Raw genomic sequence first — 24,845 nt, forward strand, 5'->3', positions numbered from 1 at the left:
TTCGTCAAGGATGCATATGAACGCTTTCTGCGCGCAATGTCCCCTTCGGGTCATGTAGGGCCGATGGACGAAAAGACCACGGCGCCGATTTCACCGTTGGCCCTGGAGGCGGTCCAACGCATCGACGCGCTGTTCGAGATCGAGCGGACGATCAACGGCCAGACCGCCGAGCAGCGCCGTGCCGTCCGCCAGGAGCTCAGCGCCCCCTTGGTTGCAGATCTGGAAGGCTGGCTGCGCGGACAGCGCGCCAATCTCTCGCGCGGCAACGATCTCGCCAAGGCCATGGACTACATGCTCAAGCGCTGGCACGCATTCACCCGCTTCCTCGACGACGGTCGCGTCTGCCTGCCCAACAATGCCGCCGAACGCGCCCTGCGCGGCTTCGCCTTGGGCCGGAAATCCTGGTTGTTCGCCGGTTCGGATCGCGGTGGCCAGCGTGCCGCCGCCATCTACAGCCTGATCGTCACCGCCAAGATGAACGACATCGATCCGCAAGCCTGGCTGGCCGACGTCCTGGCCCGCATCGCCGCGCATCCCGCCAACCGGATCGATGAACTCCTGCCTTGGAACTGGCGTCCGCTGCCGCGCGTCGCCGACAGTCAGGCAGCCTGATCAAAGCAGCACTCACCTGCGGTTCTCACCGGATGCACACCCGGCGAACGTCAAAAAACACGTTTATGATTTGGCTAGCTTTTCTTACATACTCAATCAATTCCGTCGGGTCGCGAATGGCATCGAATGTGACCTCACAATCATATCTTTTGACGGCATGGGATTCTGCCAGCAGTTTCGCCAAAGCTTGCGCCGACCAATCAACGTCCGAAGCAAAATTAGAATTTCTCTCAATTGCGCAAATCTGCAGTTTCAAATCAAATAGCACGTGTATAAACGGATGGTCAGGGTGTGCGACTTTGTAAAAATTATCCCCGTCAAAGTCAACTGTATTGACTTTCCGAGTCCTTGCAAATTTGAATAGAACGGCATTTTCACCGATCGTTTGTCTGCCGACCAAGAAATATTTCCTGGTCTTAAGTGTTCTCTCCAGCCGCGCCTCTTCCAGAACCCGACGCAACATCGTTTCGCCACCTGGGTAATCATCCGGAATCAAGGGCATTTGGATTCGGAATATCTGTGCGCGATACAGGCGGAAATAGGTCATCTTGCAGGCTCTTTGGCGATCGATCTCATCTCTAAGGGTATACTGATGCGCGGCCTGCTGCAATCATGAGGGGTGTGCTGTTTGGCAGGGCTGGGTATACCGGAAGCCGCCGCAGCATTGTCGCTGCGTTGCGCTGGCATAGATGGACCGCCGCACGTACAGTCCTGCGTTTCCGCCGTATAAGGTCTGCCAAGCTCGCGTTGAGCCGTAGGCGCCGAAAGGACCGGGTAGATACTGCCAACCACTACAGCCCCACAATCCGCATCGAAGTCGCTGGGGCGGCCGCCCCGGTGCCGCTGGGGTGGCGGGGCGACGGGCAGTGGAATGGGTGTTCGATAGGGCTTGATAAAGAGGCTGGCGCTAAATCGCAAATGGCTCATGTACCTTCATTAGCGGTACATTTTTGATTATCTCACGATAGTGCTTATACGTCGCATCGCTTCCATAGACCGCCTTGTGCCACTCAGCCATGCCACGAAGTTTGGAAAGATTGGCCTCCGCCCACGTGGGGCTGGTCGAAGCTTTGTGAAATGCGGCGCGATGCTCTCGCCTCATTGCCCTAGGCAACCTCAGCACGCGGCCATGAGTGGAAAGGCCAAGCGTAATTCTTGGATTGCCAGCAGCATAATATCGCGTCTTGTCTTCGTTCAGCGAAAAACCGTGATCATTGACAGTCCGCCTTAGGCGAGTGAGAAGTTTATCGCTGTTAAAGTTGATTCTGTGATAAAGATAAATGTCATCGCAGTATCTCAAGTAATTTAGTTTCCAGCTAATGGCTAGCGCGTTGATATTTTTGTCTAGGCTTCTGCAGACTAAATTGCTGATTGCAGGGCTTGTTGGGGCGCCCTGACACAGAGTGCCTTTGTAAGTCGTTAGCTTCGTTAAAATGAAAGCCTTCTTGTTGCTGAAGCCGAGGGCGCGGAACAGTCCAAAGACCCGGCGCGCGCTAATTGCAGGAAAAAAGTTCTTTAGATCGACTTTAAGAACAGCCTTTTCCCCCAGAAGCTTTTTAGCCGCTGAGATTACAGACTTCCCCTTTATGTATGAGTGAGCGAATTCGCTGGGTTCGTGCGAGCTCAAAATTTTTCTGAGAATTGCGCGCTGGACCCCCTTTAATTCTGTCCTGGGTACGGATATTTTCCGAAATTCCCCTGGAGTTCTCTTTGGGATCTCAATGTCAAAATACAATTCGTCAGCGCATTTCACTAAATAAAAGACGTGCTGCGGCGCAAAGCCTAGTTCGCTGCTTAGTTCTCTCAGTTCTAGGCTAAGTGCCGCAGTCGTCATACCCTTACCTTGATTCTTATTCAAAATTCGCAATGCAGGTGTTAAGGGAAATTGGACACCTCCAAAAACCCTGGCGATTTGGGCGGGCGTTTGATTCACTGACGGGATTGCGGCTGTGAGGTGGGGCGATGAAGGCACCGGGATTTTTCGACATTGAAGAATGTCTGGCGGGTCTGTCGAAGAAAGGCGACGTGCTGGAACACTTGAGCCGTACGATTGATTTCGAGCTGTTCCGTGCTGACCTTGAACGAGCGTTTCCGCGCTCGAATGGCGCCAAAGGCGGCCGTCCGCCGTTCGATCATGTGCTGATGTTCAAGGTGCTGATCCTGCAGGCGATGAATGGCCTGGGCGACGAGGCCGCAGAATATTTCATGCGCGACCGCCTGACCTGGAAGCGGTTCCTGGGGTTGGGGATTGCCGATCCGGTTCCCGACGCCAACACGATCTGGACGTTCCGCGAGCACCTGACCAAGGCCAGCGCCATCAAGGGTCTGTTCGAGCGGTTTGATGCGGCTCTGCGGGAGGCAGGCTATCTGGCGATGTCGGGGCAATTTCTGGATGCCACCATTGTCGCCGCACCCAAGCAGCGCAATACAGATGGCGAAAAGGCGGCGATCAAGGCCGGAACCATTCCCGACGACTGGCAGGACAAGCCAGCGAAATTGCGGCAAAAGGACCGCGATGCGCGGTGGACGGTGAAGTATTCCAAGGCCAAGCCCCGTGAGGATGGCCAGCCCCAGGTCGACCTGGCCGTCCCATCCTTCGGCTACAAGAACCACGTTTCGGCGGACCGGGCGCATGGTCTGATCCGCAAATGGCTGGTGACGGATGCGGCTGCTCATGATGGTTCCCGGCTGCCTGATCTGCTCGACAAGACCAATACGGCGAGCGGCGTCTGGGCCGACACGGCCTATCGTTCGGAAAAGAACGAGACGTTCATGGTGAAGAACGGTTTCGTCTCCCAGGTCCATCGCAAGAAGCCCAAGGGCAAGCCGATGCCGGACAGAACCCGCAAGGCCAATGCGCTCAAATCCATGGTGCGCTCCAAGATCGAGCACATCTTTGCCCACCAGAAGGGGCCAATGGCCGCCATCGTCCGCACCATCGGCAAGGCCAGGGCGGAAACCAAGATCGGCATGATCAACCTCGCCTACAACATGCGGCGTTTCATGTGGCTTGAGAGGAAACGTGTGCCCGCTTGAGGGCAAAACCAGGGAAATCCCGTCCGAAACCACCAATGGACTGCGGAAATTGGCGCCGATAGGGGCTGACCGGCACCAATGCCGCTCCCGTCAGGCCAAAATCAGGCCAACGCCCAGGTTTTTAGAGGTGTCCAATTTCCCTTGAGACCTGTATTGGGAATTTTTCGTCTACGTACTTTCAGATGCATGGCGAAGCGCCATACCCCCTCTTTCGAGGGCACGCTAAGGGTGAGTCATGTTTATCTGAGGTATGGTTTTAGGTCAACCCTGCGCCAGAACAATTGCCTTTAGGCGACTGATCCTTGTGCTGCTGAAGGCTTCCAGCAAGGGGTCGTCGAAGCTTGCGAGCGCTCGGTATGCGCCCTTGCTTTTCTCAATCTTGTTTAACTCGAACAAACTCGCGAGAGCAAACCTCACATCATCGGAAGATAGCTTGAGTCGTCTGACTAATTGAGCGTACGTCGGGCGATCTAGGCTAATAATTCCGATAAGGGTTGCTGCCATGAGGAATTCATTTCTAATCGGAGAAATAAAGTTATTATAATAGGCCCTATTGTATATTTTGGCCTTGTGTCCAAATCGTGCTTTGGAGTTATAGCCTTTGCGGGCGGCTGCAAATTTAAAGAGGCATACTGGTATATTTAGGTGGTCATTTATTGTTTCCGCCTCTCCTCGCTCAAAATAGAAAACATTGGTTTTGCTGTATCGTGAAATAATACTAAGAGAGCCTCGGGCAATGTAACTCTCGCTTTTATGAAAAGCTGCAGGGACGGCCACAAACAATCTCGGCACGATATTTTCAATCATCGAAAACGTGCCAAGTTCCGCAATTGCACCCGGACTGTCAAGTATCAGTACTGTGAAGTCGGCTTCATGTGCAAATTCGGCTTCAAGTGTTTGAAGGTCGGCAGGTCTTGAGCCGGATCGTTTTATTTTCCCGCTTAAAAGGTCTTCGCCGTATTTGACATCCACATTTGAATGCGACTCCAAATATTCCTTTATCTTCGCCCGCCCATCAAAGCCGGACATGCCAATGCCCGGCCCGCAGAGAAAGACCGTAAGCGGATTGTTTTGGACTTCCCTTTTCAGAAGTCCAGGTTCAATCAATGTGCGCTGCGCCTGAGGCATATGGCAAAGCCCGTCGTGGATTTGCAACCTATAATCCACATGTTCGCTGAAGCGTCAACGCATCTGCGGGCTTCAGAGGGGCAATTGGCTGCGGCCATCAGAAAGTTACCCTTCAACACTTCTGGGTATCGGCATCTGTCCCTTCAATGCCCGCCACATCCACCCATTTCCACCCGCCGGCCCTGGCAACGCCTCAACTCGAAGGTGGTGGCGATAGTTGCCGGCGCATCGCTTTGCGGCGAAGTTCAAAGGCCCTGGCGACGGCCGGCGTGACCTCGCCTTCGTATTCGAGCGGAAAAGCCTTCAGCACCAGAAGGGCCGCGTCCGCCGAGAACAGCGTGTTGATGAAGTGGTTTGCCACTCGCGCCCACAGGCCGTCGCGGGCCTGGGAAGGCTCCATCCAGACGCGACGTAGTTCGATTACGGACCCGACATCGGCAATCTCGTCCACGAACCAGCATGAGCAGATCGTTTCCGCAACGGCAAAGGACGCGGCAGACGGAATGTCCATGTCCTCCAGGAACTCGTCATTCAGCGTCTCTGGAGCGATATAGCACTCCGTGAAATGGACGTAGCCGATCCTGTTACGCCCCTGGCAAATCCAGCAGAAAAGCTCCCTTGTGCGAACGAGACCGTGGCCGTCGTCGATGACACGTTTCTGCGTCCGCCGATAGCGGAGGGTAATGCCTGGTTCAAACTCTTCGATCTTATGCGGATAGCGGTACGCGGACTCGCCAGGGGGGATATCGCGGAGGAAGGTTCGTTGAATGCGCTTGATGGGGGCCATGCTGCCTCTCGCGATGCTCGCACGAGTGTGGGCTTTCACTGTCCGCCAATCCACTCGCCGTTACCGGCAAAAACCCAAGTAGGGCACCGCACCCACCCGCCCTACTTTTGCCCTACTAACGGCAAGCGCCGGCGCCCGCCACAAGGGCGGCAACAGCTAACGCATTGTTTTTGCTGGGTAAATTTGGTGTCCCGGAAGGGATTCGAACCCCTGACCTACGGTTTAGGAAACCGTTGCTCTATCCTGCTGAGCTACCGGGACGCCGGTGATGATGGCCGGGTTATAGCAAATGCCGGGGCCGGCGACAAATCATCCGGTGGCGTGTATCCGTCTTTGTTTTGTCCCTTGCCGGGATCGCCCCGTTGGGGCATGGTCCCGCCCCCGCTAACCGAGTCAGTCATGGAAAGGACGGCCAATGAGTGGATTTCGTAGCCATGACGGCCAGCATTCCGATCGCATGCCGATCAAGCGTTCCTTGGATGAAAAGAAGCGCATGCTGGTGCAGTTGAAAGAACAGCAGGCGGCCTTGAAGCCCTGGGCGGCCGAGGCAGTCAAGACCTCGCTGACCAAGCGCATTGCCGAGTTGGAAGCCGACATCAAGGCCGCTGGTCGACGCTAGGCATCCCCGGCATCGCCGGGCTATGATGCGGCCATGCCCGCCCTTTGTCGCGATTGCTGCCGCCCGTTCAAGTCCGGGGACGATTGTCCCCGGTGCGGCTCGGCCAGGGTCATCGCCCATCCCGAATTGTTCGATCTCACCATTGCCCATATGGATTGCGATGCTTTTTACGCCTCGGTGGAAAAGCGCGACAATCCGGCCTTGGCCGATCGCCCGCTGATCGTCGGCCATGCCGGCGGGCGCGGCGTCGTCACCACCGCCTGTTATATCGCCCGCAAATATGGTCCGCGTTCGGCCATGCCCATGTATAAGGCGTTGGAACTGTGTCCCGACGCCGTGGTCGTGCCCCCCGACATGACCAAATACAAAGCCGTGTCCCAGGCCATCCGGGCCTTGCTGGTGCAGGCCACCCCCCTGGTCGAGCCCTTGTCCCTGGATGAAGCCTATCTCGATCTGTCACCTGAACATCGGCTGAGCGACCGCCCGGCGGCAGTGTTGCTGGCCCGCTTGGCCCGCGCCATCGAGCGTCAGGTCGGCATCACCATTTCCGTCGGTCTGTCCTACAACAAGTTTTTGGCCAAGATGGCTTCGGACCGCAACAAGCCGCGCGGCTTCTCCGTCATCGGTCGGGCCGAGGCGGTGGGGCAGTTGGCCGGTTTGCCGGTCGCTGCCATCTGGGGGGTGGGGGCGGCAACCGCTGCCCGCATGGAAGCCGCCGGTATCACTACCATCAGCCAATTGCAAAAAATGGCCGAGGCCGATCTGGTCGCTCGCTTCGGCAAGTTCGGGCGTCACCTTTTTCTCATGGCCCGAGGCGAGGACAATCGACCCATCATCCCCGATCGACCGGCCAAAAGCGTATCCAATGAAACCACCTTCCGGCACGATATGCACAGGCCTGCCGATTTGCTGGCGGCCTTGCTGCCCTTGGCGGAAAAAGTTGCCGCCCGTCTGGGCAAAGCCGGGCTGGCTGGTCACACGGTGGTGTTGAAGATGAAGGCGTCGGATTTTCGGGTTTTGACGCGCAACCATCGTCTGAGCGAACCCACACGGAGAGCGGATATCATAATGCGCACAGCGCAATCTTTATTGGAACGCGAAGCGGATGGGCGGGCCTTTCGCCTGATCGGCGTTGGCGTGGCCGACTTATGTTCAGGTGATAACGCTGATCCCCCTGATCTTTTTGGCCCTTAACTCTTCTCGACAAGTCTTGGTTGGTCGCGGTATGAGTGGTTTTGGGGATATATTTGGGCATTCAATGAAAGGTAATGGACCATGAGCCTGTTTGGCCGCCGGGCTCGGGGCGACGATGTTGCTCCCGGCGATATTTTCCGCAAGGCCGGAACCTATGGAGGCGAGTGGATCGTCGAACGTATTTTCGACTATCCCGATATCCCCCGGCACGTCCGTCTGGTCGAGCGCAACGGCGCTCGGGCCATGACCGTGGCCGTGTCCATGCTGTTCGATCCCGATTGTTTTCAGCACGTGCGGCAGGCCGCCGAGTTCTGATGGCTTGAACGTCGCCGCCGCCGTGCTATTTGCCTGTTTTGAGATTGGGCGATGGTGCCCGGGGAGGATACGTTCATGATCATCACTACGACTGAAACCGTCGAAGGTACCCGCATCACCGGCTATCTGGGGATCGTCTCCGGCGATGCCGTCCTCGGGACCAACATCTTCAAGGATCTGTTCGCTTCGGTCCGCGACATCGTCGGCGGTCGTTCGGCGTCCTATGAGAAGCTGTTGCAGGAAGGCAAGGACCAAGCCATTGCCGACATGGTGGCGCGGGCCAAGGCCCTGGGTGCCGACGCGGTGGTCGGTGTCGATCTGGATTACGAAGTGATCGGCGGCGACAGCAAGACCTTGCTGATGGTCAGTGTCAACGGCACTGCCGTCACCTTGGGCAGTTGATCCGCCTCAGGTGCCCGTGGAAAAGTCCTTCGCTTCGCTTTAAGGGGACTTTTTCACGGTCGCCTTAACTGGTCGGGGCGAAGCGGGCCAGATAGGCCGGCACGATGGCCTCGCAAGCGGTGGCGGTGATGCCAAGCTCGGCCAAGCCGGGCTTGCCGCCGCGCACCACGTTGTCGCTGCGCATCAGGATCACCTGATCCGGCGTCAAGGGCGGTGTCGGCAGGAATTTCAGGAAAGCCGCCTGGATGCCGGCGACGAAGAACGGCAGGGGCAGCAGCAGGCGGCACAGGCCGGTGCCGGCGCGTACAGTCTCCATGATTTCCTTCATGGTGTAGCGGCGCGGGCCGCCCAGCTCATAGATCTTGCCGGCGGCGGCGGTATCGGTGGCGGCGCGGAAGATGGCGTCGGCCACATCGCCCACATAGACCGGCTGGAAGGTCGGGCCGCCCGACCCGAACAGATCCAGGCCATAACCGCTTTCGGTGTGGGTGGGTTTGAAACCGTCCGCAGTGAACACCGGCAGCACCGGCGAGACCCGCGCCAGCTTGGCGAAGCGGTTGAAGAAGTCGTCGTCGGGGCCGAACACCACCGAGGGGCGGATGATGGCGGCGGTGGGGAAGGCGGCCAGCACCGCTTCCTCACCCAGTGCCTTGCTGCGGGCATAGGCCGAGGCAGATCCCTTATCGGCGCCCAGCGCCGACATGTGCACCAGGGTTTGAACCCCGGCGGCGCGGGCGGCGCGGGCGACATTGGCGGCGCCTTGGGTGTGGATGGCGTCGAAACGGCACTTGCCTTTTTCGAATAAGATGCCGACCAGATTGACCACGCATTGGGCGCCGTTGACGGCGGCGGCGATTGCGGCGGGATCGGTGATATCGGCACGGATGGGGGTGACTTGGCCGGGCTCGCCCATGGGCTTGAGCACGGCGCCGGCAATGGTGTCGCGCATGGCGGCGCGGACGATCCAGCCCGCCTTGGCGAAACGCTTGACCACCTGGCGTCCGATGAAGCCAGAACCGCCGAAAACCGTAACCACCTGCCGGTTCATATGGACCTCCGCATCCCTGATGCCGCCTTGCAACCAGGCGACTTGTCTGTTGCCGTGAAGGCTATTCGTTTCCGCCCGGTGCGGCAAGGGTGGCGAGGCGAGGGCAAAACCGCGTGGATGAAATTTTTTTCAAATCCTGTTTTTTTGTCGGTTGACAGGGGGGCGCTGGTCGCATATTTCTCTGCGCCTCGACGGGGTGACCCGACGAGATGCCAGCTCAACGGGGTAACCCAGAGAGGCACCACCTAGCCCAGGTGGCGGAATTGGTAGACGCGCACGGTTCAGGTCCGTGTGGCCGTGAGGTCGTGGAAGTTCGAGTCTTCTCCTGGGCACCATACTGCTTCCGATGCTTCGGCGTCGGAAACGCCCCTCAAGGGGCCACCTGCCAACGGCTCCTTCGGGCATATCCTGAAGGAGCCGTTCGCATGTCTATCCAGTATCATGTCGGTGATTTGCCGGCTCATGTGGATTTGGGGCCGGTCGTCGCCATCGACAGCGAAACCATGGGCCTTAGCCTGGTGCGCGATCGGCTGTGCGTGATCCAGCTTTCGGCGGGTGACGGCAATGCCCACGTGGTGCACTTTCCCGACGGTACTTACGACGCTCCCAATCTCAAGCGCCTGCTGGCCGACCCTGGGGTGGTCAAGCTGTTCCACTTCGCCCGCTTCGACCTGGCCATGATCGCCAAGTATCTGGGCATCCGCTGCGAACCGGTCTGGTGCACCAAGGTGGCGTCCAAGCTGGTGCGCACCAACACCGACCGCCATGGCCTGAAGGATCTGTGCCGCGAATTGCTGGGCGTGGATTTGTCCAAGCAGCAGCAGACCTCGGATTGGGGGGCGCCGGTGCTCAATGACGACCAGTTGGCCTATGCCGCTTCGGATGTGTTGTACCTGCATCAGTTGAAGGCCCGGCTCGAGCATCTGCTCGACCGCGAAGGTCGCCGCGCCCTGGTAGAGGCTTGTTTCCGCTTCCTGCCCGACCGCGCCGCCCTGGACTTGGCCGGCTGGGACGAGCAGGACGTTTTCACGCATTAATGACGTCAACCGTTCTTTTGCCTTCCGCTTGGCCGCTCGATTCGTATAGTTAAGCGCCCTGGCCGTGTTTGGCGCGGGGATTGCAAGTCTGTCCCAGGGCCAAGCCATGAACACTGCTGTCCACGACGGTTCCACCGCTTCCGCCGATCTCGCTTCGGCTCGTCGTGTCCTTGCCACCGAGGCGACGGCGCTGACCGCGTTGTCGGACTCGCTGGGCGACGCCTTTGTCGCCGCCTGTGACGCCCTTGCCGGTGTCGTTGGTCGGGTGGTGGTGTCGGGTATGGGCAAGTCGGGTCATGTGGGGTGCAAGATCGCCGCCACCTTGGCGTCCACCGGCACGCCGTCGTTTTTCGTCCATCCGGCCGAGGCCAGCCACGGCGATCTGGGCATGATCACCACCAGTGACGCGGTGATTGCGCTTTCCAATTCCGGCGAGACGCCGGAACTGTCCGATATCATCGCCTTTACCCGCCGTTTCGAGATTCCGCTGATCGGCATCACCTCGCGCGCCGCCAGCACCCTGGCGGTGGAATCCGACATCGCCCTGGTGCTGCCGCCCATGCCCGAGGCCTGTTCCATCGGCTTGGCGCCGACTACCTCGACCACCATGATGCTGGCTTTGGGCGATGCCCTGGCCGTGGCTTTGCTGGACCGGCGTGGCTTTTCCGCCGCCGATTTCCGCGTTTTTCATCCCGGCGGCCAATTGGGGCGGCGGCTGTTGAAGGTGGCCGACATCATGCACGGCGGTCACGGCCTGCCGCTGGTTTCGCCTCAGGCGGGAATGACCGAGGTGATCTTGGAAATGACCGCCAAAAGCCTGGGCTGCGTCGGCGTGGTCGGCGACGACGGTTTGCTGGCCGGGATCATCACCGATGGTGATTTGCGCCGGCATCTGCGTGCCGATCTGATGAGCCAGCCGGCCATCGAGGTGATGACCCGCAATCCGAAGACGGTTCTGCCCAGTCTGCTGGCGGCCGAGGCGTTGCGGGTGATGAACGAAAAATCCATTACCAGCCTGTTCGTAGTCGAGGACGGGCGCCCCCTGGGCGTCCTGCATGTCCACGATCTGTTGCGGGCCGGGGTGGTGTGAAGTCAGGATGACGGCCATGGACCTGCGCGCCGACAGCGATATGCGGCCCAAAGCCGCCCCGTACAAGCGGGCTCATCCGCATCCGGTCAAGCCGGTGGCGCATCGGGCCCATTCTCGCCGGGTCGGCATCTTGCGGGTGGCGCTGCCGGCCACTGCCCTGGTGCTGCTGGTATTGCTGGGCTTGTGGCCGCAATTGCGCGGCAGTGATGACCGCTTTCAGGTGGGGTTCGCCAATCTGAAGCCGGACGCGGTGGAAAACCTGTCCATGGTCAACGCCCGCTATCAGGGCATCGACAAGCGCAACAATCCGTTCGCCGTCACCGCCGATAAGGGTACCGAGGAGGATCCCAAGAACGGCGTGGTGGTGTTGGACAATCCCAAGGCCGATTTCGTCACCCAAAGCGGTGCCGGCGTCTATATCGAGGCGCGCCTGGGCACCTATTACCAGCACGAGCAATGGCTGGACCTGGAAGGCGACGTCAATCTGTATCATGATCAGGGCTACGAGTTGCACACCCAGCGCGCCCGCATCAATCTCAAGGATTCCAGCGCCGAGGGACACGAGGCGGTGACCGGCAAGGGGCCGCAGGGCCGATTGGACGGCAAGGGTTTCCGCATCACCGACGAGGGCCGCAAGATCGTCGTCATCGGTCAGTCGGGCATGACTTTGAAAAAGGCGGGGCAGAAGAAATGATCGGGCGAGGTGTAGTTCTTCTGCTGGCGGTACTGCTGGCGCCGGTTCAGGCGTGGGCGCAGGGCTTCAACCTGGGGCGCGGCAACAACGAGGAAATTCAGGTCTATGCCGATGACGGTATCGAATGGATATCCGACGCCACCCGCGTCATCGCCCGTGGCAACGCCAAGGCCACCCGCGGCACCATGACGGTGACCGCGGACAGCCTGACCGCCTATTACCGCGACGGCGCCGGCGGCAATGAAATCTGGCGCCTGGATGCCGATGGCAACGTCACCATCACCACCCCGACCGAGACCGGCACCGGCACCAAGGCCACCTATGACCTGGAAAAGGCCATCTTCGTGTTGCGCGGCCATCCGGCCAAGATCGTCACTCCCACCGATCAGGTGACCGCCAAGGACACCTTGGAATATTGGGAGAAGGAACGCATGGCGGTGGCGCGTGGCGATGCGGTGGCCATCCAGAAGGACAAGAAGATTCAGTCCGACATCCTGACCGCCCATTTCAAGGAAGGCGCCAAGGGCAGCCTGGAACTGGAACGTGCCGACGGCTATGGCCACGTGGTGCTGACCACCCCCAAGGAGGTGGTGACCGGCGACCGTTCCGACTACAACCTGCAAACCGGTATCGCCACCGTCGCCGGTTCGGTTAAGATCATTCGTGACGGCAATGAACTGAACGGCGGCTATGCCCACGTCAATCTGAATACCGGCATCAGCAAGCTGTTCGGTCAGCCGCCGGGCGGGCAGGGGGAAACGCGGGTGCGCGGCACCTTCACCCCCGACAAGCAAAATCCGGATCAGCGCCGGGCCATCTTCAAGGGGGCCGGTCCGTCGGTCGACAAGCAGCGGTAAGGGACAAAACCAGAATGACCGGGATTGAACCCGACGACCGGATGGACCAGGCCCAAGCCGCCGAAATGGACAGCCCCCGTGTGACCGGGCCGCGTCTGGTGGCCGACAATGCGGGGCTGGTGGCCAACAATATCGGCAAGCGTTTTAAGCGCCGCGCGGTGCTGCGCGATGTCTCGATCTCGGTCCAACGCGGTGAGGCGGTGGGGCTGTTGGGGCCCAACGGCGCCGGCAAGACCACCTGTTTCTACTGCATTACCGGCCTGATCAATCCCGATGCCGGCGCCATCATGCTGGACGGCAACGACATCACCGGCTTGCCCATGTACCAGCGCGCCCGTCTGGGCATCGGTTATCTGCCGCAGGAAGCCTCGATTTTTCGTGGGCTTTCGGTGGAAGGCAACATCATGGCGGTGCTGGAGGCCATTGAACCCGACCGAGCCACCCGCGAGGCCGCCTTGGATTCGCTGCTGGCCGAATTTTCCATCGAGCATCTGCGCCGCGCCCCGGCCATGGCGCTGTCGGGCGGCGAACGCCGCCGCGTCGAAATCGCCCGCGCCCTGGCGTCCAAGCCGCATTTCATCTTGCTGGATGAGCCCTTGGCCGGTATCGACCCCATTGCCGTGTCCGACATCCGTGATCTGGTGTCGCACCTGAAGGATCGCGGCATCGGCGTGCTGATCACCGACCACAATGTGCGCGAAACCCTGGATATCATCGATCGCGCTTATATCCTGCATGACGGGGTGGTACTGATGGAGGGACGGCCGTCGGAAATCGTTGCCCATGAAGGCGTTCGCCGCGTCTATCTGGGCGAGCGGTTCAGCCTGTGATGACCTGATTCCATGGCCCTGACCCCCCGCCTCGATCTTCGTCAAAGCCAGTCTCTGGTGATGACACCGCAATTGCAGCAGGCCATCAAGCTGTTGCAATTGTCCAACATGGAACTGACCGCCTTCATCGAGCAGGAATTGGAGCGCAATCCGCTGCTCGAGCGCGAGGATGCCGAACGGGGTGAACCGGAACCGGCGCCGGAACCGGACATGCAGCCCCAGGCGGAAGAACCGCCCATGCTGGACGGCATGACCCAGTCGTCCGCCGAAGACGGCATGGATGTGGATTACGACAACCTCTACAACAACGACAGCGCCTCTGACGGCATCGGCGGCGGCGAGGCCTTTGGCCAGTGGGGGCAATCGGGCGGCCATCACGGTTTCGACGATGGCGAAAACAATCTGGAACAGACGGTGGCCGGCGAGATTTCGCTGCGCGACCACCTGATCGCCCAGTTGAACATGGACATCATCGATCCGGCGGAAAAACTGATCGGCCTGCATCTGATCGAAATGCTGGACGAATCGGGCTATCTGATCGGCAGCTTGGACGAACTGGCGGAAAAGCTGGGCTGTTCCGTCGCCGCTGTCGAGGCGGTGCTGGTCAAGGTCCAGCGTTTCGACCCCATCGGCGCCTTCGCCCGCTCGCTCAAGGAATGCCTAGCCCTGCAACTGGCCGAGCGCAACCGCCTGGACCCGGCCATGCAGGCGCTGTTGAACAACCTGGAAATGCTGGCGCGGCGCGATCTGGTCGGGCTGATGAAGGTGTGCGCCATCGACGCCGAGGATCTGACCGAGATGATCGGCGAGATCAAGGCGCTGGACCCCAAGCCGGCCCTCAGGTTCGATCACGTGGTGGCGCAACCGGTGACGCCTGACGTGCTGATGCGCCGCACCCCCGACGGGGCTTGGGCGGTAGAGCTTAATTCCGACACCTTGCCGCGCGTTTTGGTCAACACCCGCTATTACACCCAGGTGGCCGACCAGACCCGCAAACGCGACGACAAATCCTATCTGACGGAACGCTTTCAATCGGCGAATTGGCTGGTGAAGTCGTTGCATCAGCGCGCCACCACCATCTTGAAGGTGGCGGCGGAACTGGTGCGCCAGCAGGACGCCTTCTTCCGTCTCGGTGTCCAGCATCTGCGGCCTTTGGTGCTGCGCGACATCGCCGGGGCCATCGGCATGCACGAAAGCACGGTCAGCCGGGTGACCTCCAACAAGTACATCTCGACACCGCGCGGCATCTACGAGCTCAAGTACTTCTTTACCCAGGCGATCGGCTCCAATGACGGCGGCGATGCCCATTCGGCCGAATCGGTGCGCCACCGCATCAAGGCGCTGATCGAGGCCGAGGGCAAGGCGGTGCTGTCCGACGACAGCATCGTCGACATCCTGAAGCGCGAAGGCATCGACATCGCCCGGCGGACGGTGGCAAAATACCGGGAAGGGATGAACATCCCCTCCTCGGTCCAGCGGCGGCGGGAAAAGGCGTTGGGCGGGTGAATACCCTAGAATGCTTGACTTGGAAGTGTAGCGGAATTAAGGTCCGGCGCTTCCCTGAACTGGTTGACGGCCAACGATGCCGCGACCACAAGAGGCCAATAACAGCGGATGGCGATCCGCGCTGGTTCGATGCGGAAGGCGTGGCCTTCCCTCGGGGATCTGCTCTTAAACCATAGGGTTAGATACTTCATGGACATCGCCGACCTGATTACTCCGGCTGCCGTCATCCCCAATCTGCGCGCCACCTCGAAAAAGCAGGCGCTGCAGGATTTGGCCAAGAAGGCGGCGGACCTGACCGGCTTGCACGAACGCGCCGTCTTCGACGTGCTGCTGGAGCGCGAGCGTCTGGGCACCACCGGCGTCGGCAACGGCATCGCCATTCCCCACGGCAAGCTGGCCACCTTGGATCGCCTGTACGGTCTGTTCGCCCGGCTTGAGCGCCCCATCAATTTCGAATCCATCGACGAACATCCGGTCGATCTGATTTTCCTGCTGCTCGCCCCCGAATCCGCCGGGGCCGATCATCTCAAGGCCTTGGCCCGGGTGTCGCGGCTGTTGCGCGACAAGGGCGTGTGCGAAAAGCTGCGCGGCACCGACAGCCCCGAGGCGCTTTATGCCCTGCTGACCGAATCGCCGGCCAGCCGTGCCGCCTGATATGTCAGGTCTTCCCCCTCTGTTCTTACAGCGTGAAACGCGGTAGAAGAAGCGTATGAGGACGCTCTACCATTACCCCCTATGCCCGTTTTCGCGGAAGGTCCGCATCGTTCTGGCCGAAAAGAAGCTGGAATTCGATGAGCGGATCGAGAAGGCGTGGGAACGCCGTGACGAGTTCCTGGAACTCAGCCCCGGCGGCGACCTGCCGGTTCTGGTCGAGCAGAACGGCACCATCTTCGGCGACGCCACCGCCATCTGCGAATATCTGGACGAAACCCACCGCGACTCGCCGTTATTGCCGGCGGAGCCGGAGGCGCGGGCGGAAGTGCGGCGGCTGGTGGGGTGGTTCGACCGCAAGTTCCATGACGAGGTCACCCGCAATCTGGTGGACGAAAAGGTCACCAAGCGGCTGACCACGGTCAAGGGGGCGCCGGATTCGCGGGCCATCCGCGCCGGTTTCGCCCATATCCATCAGCATCTGGAATACATCGCTTGGCTGACCGAGCGGCGGACTTGGCTGGCCGGGGGCTATTTCACCTTGGCCGATGCCGCCGCCGCCGCCCAGATTTCCTGCATCGACTATATCGGCGACGTGCCCTGGGACCGCCATCCCGGCGCCAAGGAATGGTATGCCATGGTCAAGTCGCGCCCCAGCTTCCGCCTGTTGCTGGCCGACCATGTGCCCGGTGTGCCGCCGCCAAAGCATTACGCCGATCTGGATTTCTGATCATGACGGGCTGGGGGCTGCTCGCCGCCGTGTTCTTGCTGGCCGCGTCAACCGCGCGGGCCGAGGTGATCGAACATCTGCCGGCGGGGGAAACCCGCATCGCCCTGACCTTCGACGCCTGCGAGGCCCGCAACAAGCCGGCCTTTTTCGATCAGGCGATCCTGGATTATCTGGCCGCCGAAAAACTGCCCTACACCATTTTCGCCACCGGCCTGTTCGCCAAGCGTAATCAGGCGCAATTGGCCGAACTGGCCCGATCGCCGCTGGTCGCGGTGGAAAACCATTCCTTCGACCACCCCCAGCACATGGAACGCCTGAGCCCCGATCAGGTCCGCGCCCAGGTGGCCGATACCGATGCGGTGATCGCTGGCATCACCGGGCGGCAGCCGCGTTTCTTCCGCTTTCCCGCCGGCAATTACGATGCCGCCACCTTGGCCACAATCGAGGCCACCGGCCACAAGGTCGTGCATTGGAGCTTCGCCTCGGGCGATCCGGCGCCGGGGCTGAAACCGGACCCCCTGAAAAACTGGGTGCTGGCAAAAGCGCGCCCGGGCGATATTCTGATCTTTCATGTCAATGGCCGCGCCCCGGCCACCGCCACTGCCCTGCCGGCCATCATTAAGGGCCTGAAGGCCCGCCATGTTCAATTCGTGCGTCTGGATGAGGTGTTGAAATGATCCGCCCGTTGCGCCCCCAGGAAGCCCCGGCTCTGGCCGAGGCCTTGGCCCATATGGACCCGTGGCGCCGCTTGGGTTTTTCCGACGATGGGCTGGCTGGCTATCTCACCCGCGATGACGGCAACCTGCTGCGCATGGTCTATGAAGACGAAGGCCGCCCCGTCGGCGTGCTGTGCCTGCGTTCGCCCTGGCTTCGCGGCCCCTATGTGGAATTGCTGGCGGTGGTGCCCGAGCGCCAGGGACAAGGCATTGGCAGCGCGCTTTTGGCTTGGGCGGCGGGACAGAATGGCGGCAATCTGTGGGTCTGCGTCTCGGCCTTCAATACCCGGGGGCGCGATTTCTATGGCCGCAACGGCTTCGTCGAAAAGGCCGAACTGAACGATCTGATCAGCGTCGGCGAAGACGAAATCCTGATGCGCAAGCGCTTGCGCTAGACTTGTTTCAGCTAAGGCGGTGAAGGCGGGGAGTCCCGCCCCCCTTCATCCCTTGGAATTACGGATCGCCGCGATGTTCGCGGCGTAATCCTTGGTCTTGAACACGGCGGACCCGGCGACCAGACAGGTGGCGCCGGCTTCCATCACCTTCCAGGCATTGTCGGCGGTGACGCCGCCGTCGACCTGGATGTCGATGGCGCGGCCCGCGATCATGCGCTTGATGCGGGCGATCTTCTCTAATTGGCTGTCGATAAAGCTTTGGCCACCGAAGCCGGGATTGACGCTCATCACCAGCACCATGTCGATGCTGTCGAGCACGTATTCGATGACGTTTTCCGGCGTATGCGGGTTAAGCGAGACGCCGGCTTTCTTGCCCAGCGCCTTGATCGCCTGGACCGAGCGGTGCAGGTGCTTGTCGGCCTCGGCGTGGACGGTGATCAGATCGGCACCGGCCTTGGCGTAATCTTCCAGGTACGGCTGGGCCGGGTCGATCATCAGATGGACATCGAACACCTTCTTGGTCCACGGGCGGATGGCCTTGATCACCGGCGGGCCGAAGGTCAGGTTGGGGACGAAATGCCCGTCCATGACGTCGATGTGAATCCAGTCGCAGCCGGCTTCGTCGATGGCTTTGACCTCGGCGCCCAGTTGGGCGAAATCGGCGGACAGGATGGACGGCGCGATCAGAACGGACATGGTTGTCTCCCTGTAGACAGAGTCAGGGCCGGGATTGGCGTTTCCCGGCCCTGTTTTTGGTTAGTTGACCTTGGGGTCCAGATCGCCCTTGGCGTAGCGGTTGGCCATGTCTTCCAGCGAGATCGGCTTGATCTTGGAGGCATTGCCGGCGGTGCCGAAGGCTTCGTAACGGGCCTTGCAGATCCCCTTCATGCCGGCCATGGCCGGCTTCAGGTAATCGCGCGGATCGAACTTCTTGGGGTTCTCGGCCATGTATTTGCGGATCGAACCGGTGGCGGCCATGCGCAGATCGGTGTCGATATTGACCTTACGCACGCCGTGCTTGATGCCCTCGACGATCTCGGCCACCGGCACGCCATAGGTCTCGCCCAGATCACCGCCGTTTTCGTTGATGATCTTCAGCCAGTCCTGCGGCACCGAGGAGGAACCATGCATCACCAGATGGGTGTTGGGGATGCGGGCGTGGATTTCCTTGATGCGGCTGATGGCCAACACGTCACCGGTGGGCGGACGGGTGAACTTGTAGGCGCCGTGGCTGGTGCCGATGGCGATGGCCAGGGCGTCGACCTTGGTCAGCTTGACGAATTCGGCGGCTTCGTCGGGGTCGGTGAGCAGCTTGGAGTGATCCAGCTTGCCTTCGGCGCCGACACCGTCTTCCTCGCCGGCCATGCCGGTTTCAAGCGACCCCAGGCAGCCCAGCTCGCCCTCGACCGAGACGCCGCAGGCATGGGCGAGGTCGACCACCTTGCGGGTGACGGCGACGTTATAATCCCAATCCGACGGGGTCTTGCCGTCTTCCAGCAAGCTGCCGTCCATCATCACCGACGAGAAGGCCGACTGGATGGCGCGGATGTTCACCGCCGGGCTGGTGCCGTGATCCTGGTGCATACACACCGGGATATGCGGATAGGCTTCCGCCGCCGCCAGGATCAGGTGACGCAGGAAGGGCTCGCCGGCATATTTACGCGCGCCCGCCGAGGCCTGCAGGATGACCGGGCTGTCGGTTTCGGCAGCGGCCTCCATGATGGCCTTGACCTGCTCCATGTTGTTGACGTTGAACGCCGGGACGCCATAGCCGTGTTCGGCGGCGTGATCCAGGAGCTGGCGCATGGAAACGAGAGGCATTTCTTATTCTCCCTTATGAATTCTTTTACAGACGGGCCAGGGCCGCGTCCGCCACCGCATCCGCGGTAATGCCGAAATGAGCGTACAGCTTGTCGGCCGGAGCGGACGCGCCGTAACCGGTCATGCCGATGACCGCGCCGTCCAGGCCGACATAGCGTTCCCAGCCAAAGGTGGTGAGCGCCTCGACGGCGACCCGCACGCATCCGTCACCCAGGACCTCAGCACGATACTCCTTTGACTGCCGGTCGAACAGCTCCCAGCACGGCATGGACACCACGGCGGCCTGAACCCCCTTGGCCGCCAGCAATTTGCGGGCGTCCAGCGCCAGCGACACTTCCGAGCCGGTGGCCAGCAAGGTGACCTGGCGCTTGCCTTCCGCTTCCACCAGGACATAGGCGCCCTTGGCGGTCAGGTTGTCGCTGGTGTGGGTGGTGCGCAAGGTCGGCAGGTTCTGGCGCGACAGGGCGAAGCAGCTGGGGCCCTTGTGGTTCAACAGCGCCACTTCATAGGCTTCCATGGTTTCCACCGCGTCGGCCGGGCGGAACACCAAGGTGTTGGGCGTGGCGCGCAGGGCGGCGATGGTTTCGATCGGCTGATGGGTGGGGCCGTCTTCGCCCAGGCCGATGGAATCGTGGGTCAGCACATAGAGAACCCGCTGTTCCATCAACGCCGACATGCGCAGCGCCGGCCACAGATAGTTGGCGAAAATCAGGAAGGTGCCGCCATAGGGGATGAAACCGCCATGCAGCGCCAGACCGTTCATCACCGCCGCCATGCCGTGTTCGCGGATGCCGTAATGGATGTAGCGGCCAGCATAGGCGCCGGCGGCGATGGACGGGGCGCAGGCCTTGGTGTTGGTCAGGTTGGAATGGGTCAGATCGGCAGAGCCGCCGATCATTTCCGGGATGGCGGCGGTCAGCACCTCCAGCGCGTCCTGGCTGGCCTTGCGGGTCGCCACCTTCGGCTGTTCGGCGGAAATCTTGGCCTTGAAGGCCTGGACGGCGGCTTGCCAGCCATCGGGCAGACGGCCTTCCTGGGTGCGGCTGAACTCGGCCTTGACCGCGGCGGCCAGGGTGCTCAGACGGCCTTCCCAGGCTTGGCGCTCGACCGCGCCACGGCTGCCGGCGGCACGCCAGGCGGCCAGCACGTGATCGGGGATGACGAAGGGCTCATAGGGCCAGTTGGCGGCATCGCGGGCGGCCTTGATCTCGTCGGCGCCCAAGGGGGCGCCGTGGACCTTTTCCGAACCGCACTTGTTGGGGGCGCCCTTGCCGATGATGGTGCGACAGGCGATCAGGGTCGGCTTGTCCGCGTTGCGCGCCGCCGCGATGGCGCTGGCGATCTGTTCCGGGTCATGGCCGTCGATCTTGGCGGTGGCCCAGCCGGCGGCGGCGAAGCGGGCGCATTGGTCGTCCGAGGTGGACAGCGCGGTGTCGCCGTCGATGCAGATGTGGTTGTCGTCCCACAGCACGATCATCTTGTTAAGCTTCAGGTGGCCGGCCAGGGTGATGGCTTCCTGGCTGATGCCTTCCATCAGGCAGCCGTCACCGGCGATGACATAGGTGTAGTGGTTGGCGATGCCGGCGCCATAACGGGCGGCCTGCATGGCCTCGGCCAGGGCGAAACCGACGGCGTTGGTGATGCCCTGACCCAGGGGGCCGGTGGTGGTGTCGGCGTTGCTGACATGACCGAATTCCGGGTGGCCGGCGGTGCGGTAGCCGAGCTGGCGGAAGTTCTTGATCTGCTCGATGTCCAGGTCATCGTAACCGGTCAGATACCCCAGCGAATACAGCAGCATCGAGCCATGGCCGGCGGACAGGACGAAGCGGTCGCGGTCGGCCCATTTGGGCGATTTGGCGTCGAACTTCATGAAACGGGTGAACAAAACGGTGGCCACGTCGGCCATGCCCATGGGCATGCCGGGATGGCCGGACTTGGCCTTTTCGATGGCATCCATGGACAGGAAACGGATGGCGTTGGCCATCTCGGCATGGGTGGCGGTATTGGGCACGGATGCAGTCATCGTTTCGTCCTTGGGATGGGTTAACGGGTGCCGGTCAAGCCCTGGGCGGCTTTGACCAGATGGTAGGTAATCAACAATTGCGACAGGGCCAGGGTGTGGCTGGTGGCGGTCTGGCCGGCCCGGTCGGTGAAGCGGCCTAAGGGGGCACGCAAATGGCTGGCCTCGGGGATCAGGCTCCACAACAGATCTTCCACCGCCTTGGCCCGACGGCCATCGATGCGACCGGAAATGTCCAACACATCCACCGGCTTGCCGTCGCTGTCCCGCGCCAGGGCCAGATGGAAACCGCCCTTGCCGCCGGCATCCAGCACCGGCCCCAGATCGGGATGGGCCAGGGTCGGGCGCAGCAAGTGGCGGGCATTCAACAGGGAATCGGCCCCGTCGGAGATGTCGCCGGGAGTGTCGGAGGACGGGGCGAAGCGGACGACGATGTCGGCGAAGCTGCGTTGCGGTTGCACATGGGCCAAGGAATCGGCCTCGCGGCGGTCCAGCGACAAGCGCACATCCTGGGGCGAATAACCGCGCTCGGCACAGTCGCGCGCCTGTTTCCAGCGGGTGCGCAAATCCTCGTCCGGCTCGACGAAGACCTTGACGTCGTAACAATCGCGCAAAATCCGGCTGTGATAGGCCAGCAAGCCCTCGACGATGACGAAGGGCTTGGGCTCCAGCCGGGCCGGCGGGCATAAGGTGCCGTCCTTGTGATTGTAGACCGGCTTCAGGATGGGGTGGCCCCGGCGCAGCAGGCACAGATGCTGCTCCAGGATGTCCACGTGGTTGCCCTCGGGGTCCAGCGCGGTGATGCCGATACGGCGGCGTTCGGCGCGGGAATGGCGGTGATAATCGTCGGCTTGCAGCACCGCGACCCGGTCTTGCCCCAAGATGGCGGCGATGCCCCCGGCCAGGGTGCTTTTGCCGGCAGCCGAATCGCCGACCACGCCAAGGATGATGGGCTGATTGTCGGGGCGCAGAAACGGCATCGGCCTCAGCCCTCCGCCCGGTGCCAGGTGGTCAGCATCTGCCGGGGATTGGCGTCGCCGCCGACCAACAGGCTATGGGTCCGTTCCAGACCATCGCGGCGCTCGATTCCGTCCAACAGCAGGCCCGAGGCGATACCAGTGGCGCAGAACACCACATTGTCGCTACGCACCAACTGGTCCAGTCCCATCCAGGTGCTGGTATCCAGCCCGGCTTCATCGACGGCGCGGCGTTCGGTGGTCAGTTGCGGATCAAGCCGGGCCAGGAAAGTGCCGCCCATCACCTTGGCGGCACAGGCGGCCAACAGGCCCTCGGCGGCACCGCCGGTGCCCATCAGCGCGTCGATGCCGGAACCGGGCAGGGCCGCCAGGATGGCCCCGGCCACATCGCCGGCGGGATAAAGCGTGACGCGGGCGCCAGCGGCCTGGATGGCTTCGACCAGGTTGCGGTGGCGGGGCTTTTCCAGCACATAGACGGTGAGCTGGTTTATGGGTTTGTCCAGGCAGTGGGCCAGGGCGGTCAGGCGCTCGGCCACCGGGGCGGTGGGGTCCAGATGACCGGCGGCTTGGGGCGGGGCCACCAGCTTTTCCATGTAAAAGGCGGGGCCGGGATCGAACAGGCTGCCGATGGGGGCCAGGGCCAGACAGGCCATGGCGTTGGTCAGGCCCTTGGTCAGGCAGGCGGCGCCTTCGGTCGGGTCCATGACCAGATCCCATTGATCCAGGCGGGCCGGGTCGCCCAGACGGACGGTGGAGCCAGCGATGATTCGGGCCTGGATGCCCTGGTGGATCAGTTCGGCTTCCATGGCCAGTCGGGCGGAATCGTCGCCGGGGCCGCGCTCGGGCCGGGTGAGGCGGATGAATGCCGCGCGCGCAGCCGCCTCGCTCGCCTTGCGCAGTTCATAGGCGCAAAGCGACAGGCCTTGGCGGACGTCGCGCAACTGGGTCATCCCTTCAGCTCCCTCCCACGAAGATGCTCTTTTTTCCCTATCCTGGCGGGTTGGGGCCGATGACGGAACACCCGCCGGGATATGGCGAAAATATCTTGTGGAGGGGCGGAACCCTGCCCGAGCGGGGAGGGAGAGTCAATGTTGCAATGCGAGGAAAATATGCCGGGTGGTTACTTCCCACCCGGAAGCATGCGGGTCAGCACATCGTCCTTGAGCAAGACGTGGTGGCGTAGTGCCGCCAGCACGTGGCCGATGACGATGGCCGCCAAAATCCAGGCCAACAGGCCGTGACCGTCCTCGGCCAGATCGTGCAACCCTTCATCTTTGGCCATCAAGGCCGGCAGAACCTGGAAACCGAACACAGTGAGCGCCCGTCCACCGGTTTCGACGATGGCGATGCCGCTCAATGGCAGAGCGACCATCAGCACATAAAGCCCCACATGGGCGGCTCCGGCCATCAGCCGTTCCAGCCCGACCATGGCTTGGGGCAGTTCCGGTACCGGCTTGGTCAGGCGCCAACCCAGACGCAGGACGGTCAGGCCCAGGACTAGGGCGCCAATGCTGGCGTGCAGAGCCTTCATCTCGTTACGGAAGTCGCCCTTGGGCAATTCCTCCAAGATCAATCCCAGGCTCCACAGGCCGATAATGACCAGGGCCATCAACCAGTGCAGGGACATGGCGACAGCATCGTAACGGGTGGGGGATGGCATGGCGAGCTCCGGTGTTGCAAAAGGAAACGGCGGGCATCATTGCCCGCCGTGCCTGAATGCAGCCTGAACGGAGCTTAGCGGCCTTCGCGCCCCTTCAAATAGAAGGCTACCGCCTGGGCGCGGTTGCCCACGCCAAGCTTGTCGTACAGATTTTTCAGGTGAAACTTTACTGTGTTGAGCGAAATGTCCAACTGGGTGGCCATTTGTTGATTGGTCAGGCCGCCGGCCAGGGCGGCCAGCAATTCCCGCTCGCGCGGGGTCAGACCGGCAAGCGGGTCGGACGCCAAGCTGGAAACGTCGATGAACGGGAACACCATGCGACCAGAGGCCACCGCCAGGATGGTATCGAGCAATTGCTCGGGTGTTTCCCGCTTCGAGCAAAAGCCGGCGGCGCCCAGGGTCATGGCCTGACGCGGCACGTCGGGGTTGGGGCTGCCGGTATAGACGATCAGCCGAGGCGCGTCGGCGCGGTTGCGCAAGGCCTGCAACACCGCCCGGCCATCCATGTACGGCATTTCCCAGCCGATGATCCCGACATCGAAGGGAATGCGTTCCACCGCTTCCATGAAGCGCTCGCCATCATCGGTGACGGCGGTCAGGTTGAAGCGGTCGTCGCCGGCGAAAATCTTCACCAGGCTGCTTTGCAGCAACGGGTTCTTTTCGGCGATGACGATATCGATCGGGCGGCTTTGCTGGACGGCCATGTTTTGGTTCCTTGCC

Annotated in this window: 27 protein-coding genes, 2 tRNA genes and 1 pseudogene; 17 read left to right on the forward strand and 13 right to left on the reverse strand. The window is 61.6% G+C overall.

All coding sequences use genetic code 11. The features are described from left to right. Positions 1–72: 72 nt before the first annotated feature. A pseudogene (tnpC, locus tag MGMSRV2_RS20215) lies at positions 73–612 on the forward strand (IS66 family transposase); the annotation flags it as partial. A 25-nt stretch (positions 613–637) separates the two neighbouring features. Here the strand turns inward: tnpC and MGMSRV2_RS20220 are convergent. Continuing rightward, positions 638–1,159: a hypothetical protein gene (locus MGMSRV2_RS20220; RefSeq protein WP_041633843.1), complete on the reverse strand. Its 522-nt coding sequence runs from the start codon at positions 1,157–1,159 to the stop codon at positions 638–640. A 360-nt stretch (positions 1,160–1,519) separates the two neighbouring features. Further along, positions 1,520–2,446 carry a retron St85 family RNA-directed DNA polymerase gene (locus tag MGMSRV2_RS20225; protein ID WP_024082247.1) on the reverse strand — a complete coding sequence of 309 codons (927 nt, stop codon included), beginning with the start codon at positions 2,444–2,446 and terminating at the stop codon, positions 1,520–1,522. A gap of 128 nt (positions 2,447–2,574) precedes the next feature. Here MGMSRV2_RS20225 and MGMSRV2_RS20230 point away from each other — a divergent pair, with 128 nt between their 5' ends. After that, positions 2,575–3,648, forward strand: coding sequence for an IS5 family transposase (locus MGMSRV2_RS20230; RefSeq protein ID WP_024082248.1), 1,074 nt, complete (start codon positions 2,575–2,577; stop codon positions 3,646–3,648). A 261-nt stretch (positions 3,649–3,909) separates the two neighbouring features. Here the strand turns inward: MGMSRV2_RS20230 and MGMSRV2_RS21295 are convergent, their stop codons facing one another. The 3 genes from MGMSRV2_RS21295 to MGMSRV2_RS20245 form a co-directional block, all read right to left on the reverse strand. Beyond that, a complete protein-coding gene (locus MGMSRV2_RS21295) occupies positions 3,910–4,803 on the reverse strand; it encodes a retron St85 family effector protein (RefSeq protein WP_144084350.1) in 894 nt (297 codons plus the stop codon). A 166-nt stretch (positions 4,804–4,969) separates the two neighbouring features. Continuing rightward, entirely contained in the window at positions 4,970–5,563 is a 594-nt protein-coding gene (locus MGMSRV2_RS20240; protein ID WP_024082250.1) for a hypothetical protein, read from the reverse strand. A 184-nt stretch (positions 5,564–5,747) separates the two neighbouring features. Further along, a tRNA-Arg gene (locus MGMSRV2_RS20245) sits at positions 5,748–5,824 on the reverse strand. A gap of 154 nt (positions 5,825–5,978) precedes the next feature. Here MGMSRV2_RS20245 and MGMSRV2_RS20250 point away from each other — a divergent pair. From MGMSRV2_RS20250 to MGMSRV2_RS20265, 4 genes are all read left to right on the forward strand, one after another. After that, positions 5,979–6,182, forward strand: coding sequence for a hypothetical protein (locus tag MGMSRV2_RS20250; RefSeq protein ID WP_024082251.1), 204 nt, complete (start codon positions 5,979–5,981; stop codon positions 6,180–6,182). A gap of 33 nt (positions 6,183–6,215) precedes the next feature. Beyond that, entirely contained in the window at positions 6,216–7,376 is a 1,161-nt protein-coding gene (locus MGMSRV2_RS20255) for a DNA polymerase IV (protein ID WP_024082252.1), read from the forward strand. A gap of 81 nt (positions 7,377–7,457) precedes the next feature. Further along, entirely contained in the window at positions 7,458–7,691 is a 234-nt protein-coding gene (locus MGMSRV2_RS20260) for a hypothetical protein (protein WP_024082253.1), read from the forward strand. Between the two features lie 75 nt (positions 7,692–7,766). After that, positions 7,767–8,093, forward strand: coding sequence for a YbjQ family protein (locus MGMSRV2_RS20265; RefSeq protein ID WP_024082254.1), 327 nt, complete (start codon positions 7,767–7,769; stop codon positions 8,091–8,093). Positions 8,094–8,157: 64 nt separating this feature from the next. Here the strand turns inward: MGMSRV2_RS20265 and MGMSRV2_RS20270 are convergent, their stop codons facing one another. Next, entirely contained in the window at positions 8,158–9,141 is a 984-nt protein-coding gene (locus MGMSRV2_RS20270) for a complex I NDUFA9 subunit family protein (RefSeq protein ID WP_024082255.1), read from the reverse strand. A 248-nt stretch (positions 9,142–9,389) separates the two neighbouring features. On the opposite strand from MGMSRV2_RS20270, the gene MGMSRV2_RS20275 reads away from it, so the two are divergent. The 11 genes from MGMSRV2_RS20275 (at position 9,390) to MGMSRV2_RS20325 (ending at position 17,647) form a co-directional block, all read left to right on the forward strand. Continuing rightward, positions 9,390–9,476, forward strand: a tRNA-Leu gene (locus tag MGMSRV2_RS20275). 90 nt (positions 9,477–9,566) lie between these two features. After that, positions 9,567–10,178: a ribonuclease D gene (locus tag MGMSRV2_RS20280; protein WP_024082256.1), complete on the forward strand. Its 612-nt coding sequence runs from the start codon at positions 9,567–9,569 to the stop codon at positions 10,176–10,178. Positions 10,179–10,284: 106 nt separating this feature from the next. Beyond that, the gene (locus tag MGMSRV2_RS20285; protein WP_024082257.1) at positions 10,285–11,268 is read left to right on the forward strand and encodes a KpsF/GutQ family sugar-phosphate isomerase; all 984 of its coding nucleotides are present in this window, start codon (positions 10,285–10,287) and stop codon (positions 11,266–11,268) included. A 16-nt stretch (positions 11,269–11,284) separates the two neighbouring features. Continuing rightward, complete coding sequence (gene lptC, locus MGMSRV2_RS20290) at positions 11,285–11,962, forward strand: LPS export ABC transporter periplasmic protein LptC (protein WP_158497795.1); 678 nt, start codon at positions 11,285–11,287, stop codon at positions 11,960–11,962. Next, positions 11,959–12,819, forward strand: coding sequence for an LptA/OstA family protein (locus MGMSRV2_RS20295; protein ID WP_024082259.1), 861 nt, complete (start codon positions 11,959–11,961; stop codon positions 12,817–12,819). Before lptC ends, MGMSRV2_RS20295 begins: the two co-directional genes overlap by 4 nt. Positions 12,820–12,884: 65 nt before the next feature. Next, positions 12,885–13,649 (forward strand): LPS export ABC transporter ATP-binding protein, encoded by a 765-nt coding sequence (gene lptB, locus MGMSRV2_RS20300; RefSeq protein ID WP_052589140.1) that lies wholly within the window; start codon positions 12,885–12,887, stop codon positions 13,647–13,649. Between the two features lie 12 nt (positions 13,650–13,661). Beyond that, the gene (rpoN, locus tag MGMSRV2_RS20305; RefSeq protein ID WP_024082261.1) at positions 13,662–15,155 is read left to right on the forward strand and encodes an RNA polymerase factor sigma-54; all 1,494 of its coding nucleotides are present in this window, start codon (positions 13,662–13,664) and stop codon (positions 15,153–15,155) included. 189 nt (positions 15,156–15,344) lie between these two features. Further along, the gene (gene ptsN, locus MGMSRV2_RS20310; RefSeq protein ID WP_024082262.1) at positions 15,345–15,809 is read left to right on the forward strand and encodes a PTS IIA-like nitrogen regulatory protein PtsN; all 465 of its coding nucleotides are present in this window, start codon (positions 15,345–15,347) and stop codon (positions 15,807–15,809) included. A gap of 55 nt (positions 15,810–15,864) precedes the next feature. Next, positions 15,865–16,536 (forward strand): glutathione S-transferase family protein, encoded by a 672-nt coding sequence (locus MGMSRV2_RS20315; protein WP_024082263.1) that lies wholly within the window; start codon positions 15,865–15,867, stop codon positions 16,534–16,536. Between the two features lie 2 nt (positions 16,537–16,538). Beyond that, positions 16,539–17,213, forward strand: a complete 675-nt coding sequence (locus MGMSRV2_RS20320) for a polysaccharide deacetylase family protein (RefSeq protein WP_024082264.1) — start codon at positions 16,539–16,541, stop codon at positions 17,211–17,213. Beyond that, a complete protein-coding gene (locus MGMSRV2_RS20325; protein WP_024082265.1) occupies positions 17,210–17,647 on the forward strand; it encodes a GNAT family N-acetyltransferase in 438 nt (145 codons plus the stop codon). Before MGMSRV2_RS20320 ends, MGMSRV2_RS20325 begins: the two co-directional genes overlap by 4 nt. Before the next feature lie 45 nt (positions 17,648–17,692). On the opposite strand, the gene rpe is transcribed toward MGMSRV2_RS20325, so the two are convergent. The 7 genes from rpe to MGMSRV2_RS20360 all read right to left on the reverse strand — a co-directional run bounded on the left by rpe (position 17,693) and on the right by MGMSRV2_RS20360 (position 24,829). After that, complete coding sequence (rpe, locus tag MGMSRV2_RS20330; protein WP_024082266.1) at positions 17,693–18,343, reverse strand: ribulose-phosphate 3-epimerase; 651 nt, start codon at positions 18,341–18,343, stop codon at positions 17,693–17,695. Between the two features lie 60 nt (positions 18,344–18,403). Beyond that, a complete protein-coding gene (gene fba / locus MGMSRV2_RS20335) occupies positions 18,404–19,468 on the reverse strand; it encodes a class II fructose-bisphosphate aldolase (RefSeq protein ID WP_024082267.1) in 1,065 nt (354 codons plus the stop codon). Between the two features lie 25 nt (positions 19,469–19,493). Then, the gene (tkt, locus tag MGMSRV2_RS20340) at positions 19,494–21,491 is read right to left on the reverse strand and encodes a transketolase (RefSeq protein WP_024082268.1); all 1,998 of its coding nucleotides are present in this window, start codon (positions 21,489–21,491) and stop codon (positions 19,494–19,496) included. Positions 21,492–21,511: 20 nt separating this feature from the next. Beyond that, positions 21,512–22,468 (reverse strand): phosphoribulokinase, encoded by a 957-nt coding sequence (locus tag MGMSRV2_RS20345; RefSeq protein WP_024082269.1) that lies wholly within the window; start codon positions 22,466–22,468, stop codon positions 21,512–21,514. Between the two features lie 5 nt (positions 22,469–22,473). Continuing rightward, positions 22,474–23,415 carry a fructose-bisphosphatase class II family protein gene (locus tag MGMSRV2_RS20350; RefSeq protein ID WP_024082270.1) on the reverse strand — a complete coding sequence of 314 codons (942 nt, stop codon included), beginning with the start codon at positions 23,413–23,415 and terminating at the stop codon, positions 22,474–22,476. Between the two features lie 170 nt (positions 23,416–23,585). Next, entirely contained in the window at positions 23,586–24,125 is a 540-nt protein-coding gene (locus MGMSRV2_RS20355) for a cytochrome b (protein WP_024082271.1), read from the reverse strand. Positions 24,126–24,199: 74 nt separating this feature from the next. After that, complete coding sequence (locus MGMSRV2_RS20360) at positions 24,200–24,829, reverse strand: LuxR C-terminal-related transcriptional regulator (RefSeq protein WP_024082272.1); 630 nt, start codon at positions 24,827–24,829, stop codon at positions 24,200–24,202. Positions 24,830–24,845 lie beyond the last annotated feature (16 nt).

The organism is Magnetospirillum gryphiswaldense MSR-1 v2, assembly GCF_000513295.1.
Classification (GTDB): Bacteria; Pseudomonadota; Alphaproteobacteria; order Rhodospirillales; family Magnetospirillaceae; genus Magnetospirillum; species Magnetospirillum gryphiswaldense.